General features: G+C 59.6%; 10 protein-coding genes and 1 tRNA gene. 7 read left to right on the forward strand and 4 right to left on the reverse strand.

Translation table 11 applies throughout. The features are described 5' to 3' along the window. A partial coding sequence (locus BN874_RS21630) for a DUF454 family protein (RefSeq protein ID WP_034437041.1) occupies positions 1-242 on the forward strand: 242 nt, incomplete at its 5' end. 155 nt (positions 243-397) lie between these two features. On the opposite strand, the gene BN874_RS24895 is transcribed toward BN874_RS21630, so the two are convergent. Together BN874_RS24895 and BN874_RS24900 are read right to left on the reverse strand one after the other, a co-directional pair. Beyond that, on the reverse strand, positions 398-739 hold the full coding sequence (locus BN874_RS24895; protein WP_195912256.1) for a transposase: 342 nt from the start codon (positions 737-739) through the stop codon (positions 398-400). Next, the gene (locus tag BN874_RS24900; RefSeq protein ID WP_051498191.1) at positions 673-1161 is read right to left on the reverse strand and encodes an IS110 family transposase; all 489 of its coding nucleotides are present in this window, start codon (positions 1159-1161) and stop codon (positions 673-675) included. The genes BN874_RS24895 and BN874_RS24900 overlap by 67 nt, the downstream gene beginning before the upstream one ends. Positions 1162-1413: 252 nt before the next feature. Between BN874_RS24900 and der the strand changes: the two genes are divergently transcribed. The 5 genes from der to BN874_RS21660 all read left to right on the forward strand — a co-directional run bounded on the left by der (position 1414) and on the right by BN874_RS21660 (position 6127). Further along, positions 1414-2808 (forward strand): ribosome biogenesis GTPase Der, encoded by a 1395-nt coding sequence (der, locus tag BN874_RS21640; protein ID WP_081756592.1) that lies wholly within the window; start codon positions 1414-1416, stop codon positions 2806-2808. A 328-nt stretch (positions 2809-3136) separates the two neighbouring features. Further along, entirely contained in the window at positions 3137-3601 is a 465-nt protein-coding gene (locus tag BN874_RS21645) for a ferritin-like domain-containing protein (protein WP_034437042.1), read from the forward strand. Continuing rightward, complete coding sequence (locus BN874_RS21650) at positions 3602-3955, forward strand: FeoA family protein (RefSeq protein WP_034437043.1); 354 nt, start codon at positions 3602-3604, stop codon at positions 3953-3955. Beyond that, a complete protein-coding gene (feoB, locus tag BN874_RS21655; RefSeq protein ID WP_034437044.1) occupies positions 3952-5856 on the forward strand; it encodes a ferrous iron transporter B in 1905 nt (634 codons plus the stop codon). Before BN874_RS21650 ends, feoB begins: the two co-directional genes overlap by 4 nt. Position 5857: 1 nt before the next feature. Further along, on the forward strand, positions 5858-6127 hold the full coding sequence (locus tag BN874_RS21660) for a hypothetical protein (RefSeq protein WP_034437046.1): 270 nt from the start codon (positions 5858-5860) through the stop codon (positions 6125-6127). Between the two features lie 266 nt (positions 6128-6393). On the opposite strand, the gene BN874_RS21665 is transcribed toward BN874_RS21660, so the two are convergent. Then, a tRNA-Pro gene (locus BN874_RS21665) sits at positions 6394-6470 on the reverse strand. Positions 6471-6483: 13 nt separating this feature from the next. Beyond that, positions 6484-7452 (reverse strand): octaprenyl diphosphate synthase, encoded by a 969-nt coding sequence (ispB, locus tag BN874_RS21670; protein WP_034437047.1) that lies wholly within the window; start codon positions 7450-7452, stop codon positions 6484-6486. 206 nt (positions 7453-7658) lie between these two features. Between ispB and BN874_RS21675 the strand changes: the two genes are divergently transcribed. Then, positions 7659-8756, forward strand: a complete 1098-nt coding sequence (locus BN874_RS21675; protein WP_034437049.1) for an ISAs1 family transposase — start codon at positions 7659-7661, stop codon at positions 8754-8756. The last annotated feature ends 73 nt before the right edge of the window (positions 8757-8829 follow it).

Raw genomic sequence — 8829 nt, forward strand, 5'->3', positions numbered from 1 at the left:
CACGGATCGCCGCACGCCTGGTCGCGCATCCGCGTTTTGGTCGTCCATTTGCAGACTGGCTGGCCTGCGGTGCTATCGACCGTCGAGGCAAGATTTTCGCCATTGGTGGCATGGGGGTGAGCGTGCTGACGGCTACGCTGCTGCTTGAACCCGCTGGCTGGCTGCTGGGGATACTCGGCGGTGCTTGGATTGGCGCTTCAGTCTATCTGGCGACGCGGCCGGCCTACTGCCCCATCGTCTGAATCACTGCCAGCCGGGTAGATACCGTCTTGCCGCCCCCTATGCAAGCGCAAAGTTAGGGTCGAAGGCTTGCCGGATTTGAGGATGGCGAAGGCGATGTGGATGAGTTTTCGCATGGCGGCGCAGTGGATCGCCATGCCATGCTTGCCGTTGGCCTTCAGGCGCTGGCAAAAGGCGCGGATGGCGGGGTTAAATACCAAGGCGGATAGGTAGGCCTGTAAAGGGCCTTACGCACCCGAGGGTCACCGGTCTTGGAGAGGCGGGTTTTCCCGGCCCACGGGCCTGACTGACGGATCGTAGGGGCGAGGCCGACTGGGGCCACGGCCTGCTGGGCATCGGTGAAACCGTCATGTTCGCTCAGCACCGTCAGCAGCCAGGCGGCGGTCGCCGCACCGACGCCGGGGATAGATTCGAGCAGGTCGCGCCGGTGTTTCAGGCTGGGGTGACCGCCGACATGGCGACAGATGTTGTCGCGGGTATCCTTAAGTTCCTGCTCCAAGGTGACGAATACGGCCCTGATCGGGTCGGCAGCGGTGGGGTGGCAGTGTTCAAGCGGTTCTGCTCCATCCGCTCCATCGCCAGCAGGTGCTCGACCCGCCGCAGTAGCGCCTGCAACTCCCGGATTTCCTGGGGCTGTGGCGTCCATGCGGGAGGCTGCATCACTGAGCCATAGCGGGCAATGAGCTTGGCGTCGGCCTTATCGGTCGTGGCTCGGCTGAGTTCGCTCTTTGCGAAAGCGGCGATCTTCGCGGGGTTGACGACGTTGACGCAGAAGCCTTGCTCGACCCAGTGTTCGGCGAGCGGAATGCTGTAAGCGCTGGTGGCCTCCATGCAAATGGTCGGGCTGGCGTCTCCGAAACCTATCCGCCATTCGACGAAGAAGGCGAAGCCTTCGGGGGTGTTGTCAAAACCAAAATTCAATGGCCGTTCGGCACAGACTTGGCCCTTGTCAAACTCAAGCGCCTCTATCCTCCCTTGGAGTCTTCTGAAAATTCGGTAGAGCCACAGACCTCCGAACCTGTCAAAACTTCTGTGTCAGCCCAGTAGTCCACCGACAGTAACCCGTCAAGTTCAAAGGTTGTCGCCGTGCGACGGTCCCCGAACTTTTACGGCCCAAGATGTGCTTTCAGGCATAATCCAGCATCTTTCATTACCAATCATGATGTGTCCGCCATGCTCCCCGTCATTGCTTTAGTAGGCCGACCCAACGTCGGCAAATCCACCCTGTTCAATTCCCTCACTCGCACCCGCAACGCACTGGTCGCAGATCTGCCGGGTCTGACCCGTGACCGCCAGTACGGCATCGGCCAGCGTGGCCCCCGTCCCTATGTCGTTGTGGACACCGGCGGATTGACCGATGAAGCTGAAGGTTTAGCCGGCTTGGTAGCACAGCAAGCATGGCGAGCGATTGAAGAAGCCGATGCCGTGTTGTTGTTGGTGGATGGGCGCGGCGGACTGACCGCCGCCGATGAAGAAATCGCCAGCCAGTTGCGCCGCGCCGGTAAAACACTGCATCTGGTGATTAACAAAGGCGAACACCGCGATCCCGATCTGCTCAGCGCCGAGTTTCACAGCCTGGGTTTGGACTACCTGCATGTCATCGCCGCTACTCATAACGAGGGTGTCGAAACTTTAATGGAAGAAGTATTAGCCGCATTGCCGGGTGGCGGCGAAGAAGGCGAAAAAACGACCGCGCCGGAGGAACCGGAGGGCGTGATCAAGCTGGCGGTCGTCGGGCGGCCCAACGTCGGCAAATCCACCCTGGTCAATCGCCTGTTGGGCGAGGAACGGATGCTGGCCTGCGATATGCCCGGCACCACCCGCGACAGCGTATCAGCGCCGTTCGAGCGCGATGGACAGCTCTACACCCTGATCGATACCGCTGGAGTGCGCCGCCGTTCACGGGTCAGCGAAGTCGTGGAAAAATTTAGCGTCATCAAGGCGCTGCAAGCGATTGAACAGGCCCACGTCATCGTGCTGGTGCTGGACGCCCGCCAAGGCATCGGCGATCAGGACGCCAGCCTGCTGGGTTTGGTGCTGGACAGCGGGCGGGCGCTGGTGGTGGCGGTCAATAAATGGGACCACCTCGATCCCGATATTCGCGCCGAGGTGAAGCGCGAACTCGACCGCCGACTTGGCTTTGTCGATTTCGCCAAGATGCATTTCATTTCTGCGCTGCACGGGACTGGCGTCGGAGAACTGCTGGCTTCGGTGCGGGAAGCTTACGCCGCCGCCACCCGCAAGCTGTCTACCCCGGAACTGACCCGCATTCTGGAAGGCGCGCTGGCTGCGCATCAGCCGCCGCTGGTTCACGGTCACAGCATCAAGCTGCGCTATGCCCATCAGGGCGGCCAAAATCCGCCCATGATCATCATTCACGGCAACCGGATTGATCATGTGCCCGATTCCTACCGGCGCTATCTGGTCGGGGTCTACCGCAAGCGGCTAGATTTGTGGGGAACGCCAATTCGGATCGAATTCCGTGGCGGTGAGAATCCCTACCACCAACCCGGCGCCGTGCGACCGGGCCAGCCTAAAACCGGCGGACCGCGAAAATTCGGCAAGTGATTTAGAGCTTACCCCAAACGCTCGAATTCATTGTACCTGCGAAAGCGGGTATCCATTATTTTCAGTGGCTTACTGAATTCCCACTGACGCGGGAATGGCGGCCAGCGAAAATTCGGCAAGTGATTTGCAACGCTATCGAAGTGATGTCTTCCGCGCCTTTCTGACCGCATCTGTGTAACAAAAATAATCTTTCTACGGTCTTTTGTTGATAATGATTATCGTTTGAGCTAGGATTTGAACTACAGATTCAGCGATAAGGGACGGTCGATCGGCTTCACGTCTCGATTCTGATATTCCAACTCATTGATATTTATAGAGAGACCTTAACATGCTACAAGATACCGACAAAACCGCTGCCATTAGTGTACTGAACCGGATTCTGGAACTGGAGCTGGCCGGGGTAGTGCGCTACACCCACTACGCGCTGATGGTGTATGGCTACAACCGCATCCCGATTGTCGGCTGGCTCAACGCACAAGCCGATGAAAGCCTGCTGCACGCCCGGCTGGCCGGGGAATTGATCACCAGTCTGGGCGGTCATCCCTCGCTGGGCATTGGCCCGCTGCTGGAAACCCACCAGCACGACATCGGCGACATTCTGCGCGAATCGCGGGCGCATGAGGGCGAAGCGCTTAAGGCGTATTACGAACTGCTCGACCACACTCGCGATAAAGATGTGCGTCTGGAAGAGTACGCTCGCACCCAGATCGCCGAGGAGCAAACCCATCTCGATGCAGTAGACAAGATGTTACGGGCACCCGGCCAGACCCGGACGGCGACCGAGGGAGCCTGAATGAATACTTATACCGAACAGGAACGCCAAACGCTCGAAGTGGGGCGCTTGGTCAAGGCCGGTTTAACCCAGCCGTTAGGCCAGATGCCGCAGGGCAGCGTCGGGCGGATTCTCGCGGTCAGCGGAATGGGTGACCGCGATGTCGAACGCGGCCTGCTGGAAATGGGCTTTGTCGAAGGCGCCTGTGTCGAGGTGCTGCATTACGGCTTGTTGGGCCGTGACCCGCTGGCGGTGCGGATCAACCAGAGTATGACCGTGGCCTTGCGGCAGGTTGAGGCCAATATCGTGCTGGTGGGGCCGTTGCTCGATCCCGCCGGGTCGGGAGTGCTTGCCAGCCAGGAGCATCGCGTATGAGCGCCGCCACCCTGACTGCCGGCAACGCCCGGAGGATTCAGATTGCGCTGGTCGGGCCACCCAACTGCGGCAAGACCACCTTGTTTAATACCCTGACCGGGGGCCGGCAAAAGACCGCTAATTATCCCGGCGTGACCGTCGAACGGAAAAGCGGGCAGTTGCGGACGCCGGTTGGCCATACCGTCGAACTGCTCGATTTACCCGGCAGTTACAGCCTGCGCGCCCGCAGTCCTGATGAGGCGATTACCCGCGATGTGGTGCTGGGGCGGCAGACCCTGGAAGGGTTGCCGGATGCGGTGGTTTGCGTAACCGACGCGACCAATCTGGGTCAGCATCTGCGGCTGTTGCTGGAGCTGCGGCAACTGGGCCGCCCGCTGATTTTGGCGCTGAACATGATGGACATTGCCGAAAAGCGCGGTTGCCAGATCAGCATCGAAACCCTGTCGAAGCAATTGGGGATTCCGGTGGTGACCACCGTGGCGATGCGCAAGCACGGGGTGCAGGATCTGCTCGGCGAGATCGATGTACTGCTGGATCAGGCCCCAACCACGGCGGGAACCGCGACGACCGATGAATGGCAGGAACCCTCGCCGGACGCGATTCGCGCCTATCACCGCGAAGTCGAGCGTCTGCTTAAAGAAGCGGTGATTCAGGAAGGCGCCCCGGAGCGGTTGACCCGGCAACTGGATCGAATGGTGCTGCATCCGGTGGCGGGGCCGCTGATTCTGCTCAGTATTCTGTTTCTGATGTTCCAGGCAGTGTTCAGTTGGGCGGCGACCCCGATGGATTGGATCGATAGCGGCATGGCGGCCCTGCAAGAAACGGTTTCCGCCCAGATGGCCGACAGTCTGCTCAAAAGTCTGCTGGTGGACGGGATCATCGCCGGGATCGCCGGGGTAGTGATTTTTCTGCCGCAAATCCTGATCTTGTTCCTGTTTATCCTGCTGCTGGAAGATTTCGGCTACATGACCCGCGCCGCCTTTCTGATGGATCGGCTGATGAGCGGAGTCGGGTTGAATGGCCGCGCCTTTATCCCGTTGCTGTCCAGCTTTGCCTGCGCGGTTCCCGGCATCATGGCCACCCGCGCCATTGCTCACCCGCTGGATCGGCTGACCACTATTCTGATCGCGCCGCTGATGACTTGTTCTGCCCGGTTGCCGGTATACATCCTGCTGATTGCCGCGTTCATCCCCAATACCACGGTGTGGGGCGGGATCGGCTTGCAAGGGCTGGTCATGTTCGGGTTGTACGCTATCGGCGTGGTCGGGGCACTGCTGGCGGCAGGGGTGTTGCGGCTGACCGTGTTGCGCGGTAATCGGCAAGCGTTGCTGATGGAATTGCCGAGCTATAAATGGCCGAATCCGGCCAATGTGCTGCTGGGGTTATGGGATCGGGCCAAAATTTTCATGCGCCGGATTGGCACGATCATTCTGAGCGTACTGGTGGTGCTGTGGTTTCTCTCGACTTTTCCCGCTGCGCCGGAAGGGGTGACGGAACCGGCAATTTATTACAGCTTTGCCGGAATGATCGGGCGCGGATTGGAGCCGCTGTTAGCGCCGATTGGGTTTAACTGGCAGATTGCGATTGCCCTGGTGCCGGGCTTGGCGGCGCGGGAAGTGGCGGTGGCGGCGTTGGGTACCGTGTACGCCCTCAGTGGCAATGAAGAGGTGGTTACTGAGGCATTAACTACGACCTTGGCGAGTCAATGGAGTCTGGCGACCGCATTAGCCTTGCTGGCTTGGTATGTGTTCGCTCCGCAATGTCTGGCGACCCTGGCCGCAGCCCGGCGTGAAACCAACTCTTGGCGCTGGCCGGCGTTTATGTTCGTCTATTTGATGGGGTTGGCCTATGTCGCGGCACTGGTCACTTACCGGGTGGCGCTGGCGCTGGGAGGTGGCTGAGATGTGGCAAGACGGCTTGGCGTTATTAATCGTGGGCATCGCGGTGCTGGTGCTGGTGCGGACTTATGCGCCGGTCGGGTGGCTGCGGTTCGGTACTCGTGGCAAGGACAACGGTTCAGCCGCATCCAGCGCCGCGCCGACCGGCTGTAGCGGCTGTGGTTTGGGCGCGTCCTGCTCGAAAGTACAGGTTAAGGCTTATCCCGTCGCTATCGGGCGGCGCGAGCAGCAGTTCCCATCCAGCATGGACACGGCGCGCAAGCACCCGTCGTGAGCCGCGCCGCAAAGGTTATTTATGCCCTTATCGTGGAACAAGATTAAAGACCGCGCTTTGCAATTCTCCCGTGAATGGGCGGATGAATCCGCAGAAGACACCGAGGCAAAATCTTTGGTCCTGTAAATTTTCCTGTGATGGCGAGGGTTGGTAGCGTCAGGCTAAGGCGTTGATTGCATTCAACCTATTGATCCACCTAAGTGATATTCATTTTACCTGCCTGCCCCACAGTTCCGATCACAGGAAAATTTACAGGAGGAAAATTATGGTCGGGGTGACAGGATTTGAACCTGCGACTCCTGCCTCCCGAAGGCAGTGCTCTACCAGGCTGAGCTACACCCCGACGAAGGGAGATATTAGTAGTGACGGCTTACCGCGAAGCGGGCCAAACCGATGAGTGCATCCTTGGCGGGGGAGTCCTTGAGCTTTGCCAAACAGGCAATAGCTTTATCGGTTTCTTCAACAGCAAGATTGTTAGTGTAGTCGAGCGCACCGGTAGACTCAATAGTTCGAGTCACAATGTCGATCTGATCCCGTCCGCCATGCTCGATGGCTTCACGGATGATCCGCCTCTCATCAAGGGTGCCGTGGCGCAGGGCGTGAATCAGCGGGAGCGTAGGCTTGCCTTCAGCTAGATCGTCGCCAATGTTTTTACCTAACTCGTTGCTGGAGGCGCTGTAATCCAGCACATCGTCAATCAACTGGAACGCTGTGCCCAGATGTATCCCGTAACCCGCCAGTGCCTGTTCCTCGTCATGCCACTGGCCGGCCAGCACCGCGCCCAGTTGCGCGGCAGCTTCAAACAGCTTGGCGGTCTTGCAATGAATCACTGCTCTATAGCGCTCCTCAGTGGTATCGGGATCGTGGCAGTTGAGTAATTGCAGGACTTCGCCCTCGGCGATGGTATTGGTGGTATCCGCCAGAATCTCCATGACCCGCAGGCTGCCAATACGAACCATCATCTGGAACGCACGGGAATACAGAAAATCGCCCACCAGTACGCTGGCCTGATTGCCCCATAGAGCGTTAGCCGTTTCCCGCCCACGGCGCAGGCTGGATTCGTCCACGACGTCGTCGTGTAGCAGGGTAGCGGTATGGATAAATTCGACGATAGCGGCAGCGTCAATGTGAGCGTTACCGCTGTAACCGCAAGCCCGCGCCGCCAGCAACACGGTGATCGGACGCAACCGCTTACCACCGCTGTCAATAATATAACTGGCCAACTGGTTGATCAGCGCCACGTCAGAATGTAATTGCAAGCGGATCAGGGTGTTGACGGCTTGTAGATCGTCGGTGATCGGGGTGCGGATCCGTTCGATATCCATGGTCACTGGCAGGTTGAGAGGAAACGCCCATCATGCTACGGATTGGTTGTGGCAGGGTCAAGGCGAATGCCTGAGATCTTACCACCTTACCACCTATCAGTTCCTCATCACGGGGCAAACGCGCAGGGCAATCGCGCTATGTGGGGGGTTGACAGGAGGCGGATCACCAAGGTAACGGGAGGGGACTGATCGAGAGGAGAGAACCGATGGCGCCCAAACTGCTTGACCCGCGCCGCGAGACGCGGAACAAGCTCCACAAACTCGATGATATGCTGATGATTGTACTCTGCGCAGTGCTGAGTGGGGTGGAGGACTGGGTGGGGATGGAAACGTTTGCGCAAGAGCGAGAAGCCTGGTTGCGAGGTTTTCTGGAATTGCCCAATGGGATTCCCTCGCACGATACCTTGAGCGACGTGCTGGGGCGGATCGATCCGGCGGCGTTTCGGGCGGCGTTCACGGCGTGGGCGACGGCGGCCTTGCCCGATTTGGCCGGCGAGCAGGTCGGTATCGATGGCAAAGCGGCCCGGGGCAGTCGGGAGGGTGACAACCCCGCCGTCCATCTCGTCAGTGCGTTTGCCGGGCGGGCGCGCTGGGTGCTGGCGCAACAGGCCGTGGCGGAGAAGTCCAATGAAATCACGGCGATTCCCGAGCTGCTGGGTCTGCTCGACCTGGCGGGGGCGGTGGTGTCCATCGATGCGATGGGCTGCCAGAAAGCCATCGCCCAAACGATCATCGATGGCGGTGCGGATTATGTGTTGACGCTCAAGGACAACCCTCCGACGTTATGCGAGGACGTCCAGCTCTGGCTCGATACCGAGGTCGCACGCGGGTGCCTGCCGGTCCAGGAAACCCTCGAAAAAGACCACGGCCGCATCGAGATTCGGCGCTTTGCGCTCAGCCCTCAAATCGACTGGCTCGACGCCAAACCAGACTGGGCCGGACTCCAAGCGGTAGGGCGGGTCCAATCCACGCGGATCATCGGTGATCAAGTCAGCACCGAATGCCGTTATTTCCTCTGCTCGTTTTCGGAGCCGGATCGGTTCGCCGCCACCGTCCGCGGTCATTGGGGGATCGAAAATCAACAGCACTGGGTCTTGGATGTGCAATTTGGGGAAGATGCCTGCCGCACCCGTCGCGACCACTCGGCCGAGAACCTGGCCCTGATCCGCCGGGTGGCCTTGAACGTGCTACGCCACAATGGCCCCCCACGGGATAGCATCCGCCAGCGTAAAATTCGCGCCGCGCTCAATGATAACTATCGGTTGAACCTCCTCTTGGGTACGCCAACCCCGGCGACTACATAGCGCGATTGCCCTGGGCAAACGCGGTAGAAGGAGGGTAAGGGTTGTTGCATTTGGAGTCGCCTTTCAAGCGTGC

It is taken from the genome of Candidatus Contendobacter odensis Run_B_J11 (genome assembly GCF_000531125.1).
In the GTDB taxonomy this organism is placed as follows: Bacteria; Pseudomonadota; Gammaproteobacteria; order Competibacterales; family Competibacteraceae; genus Contendibacter; species Contendibacter odensensis.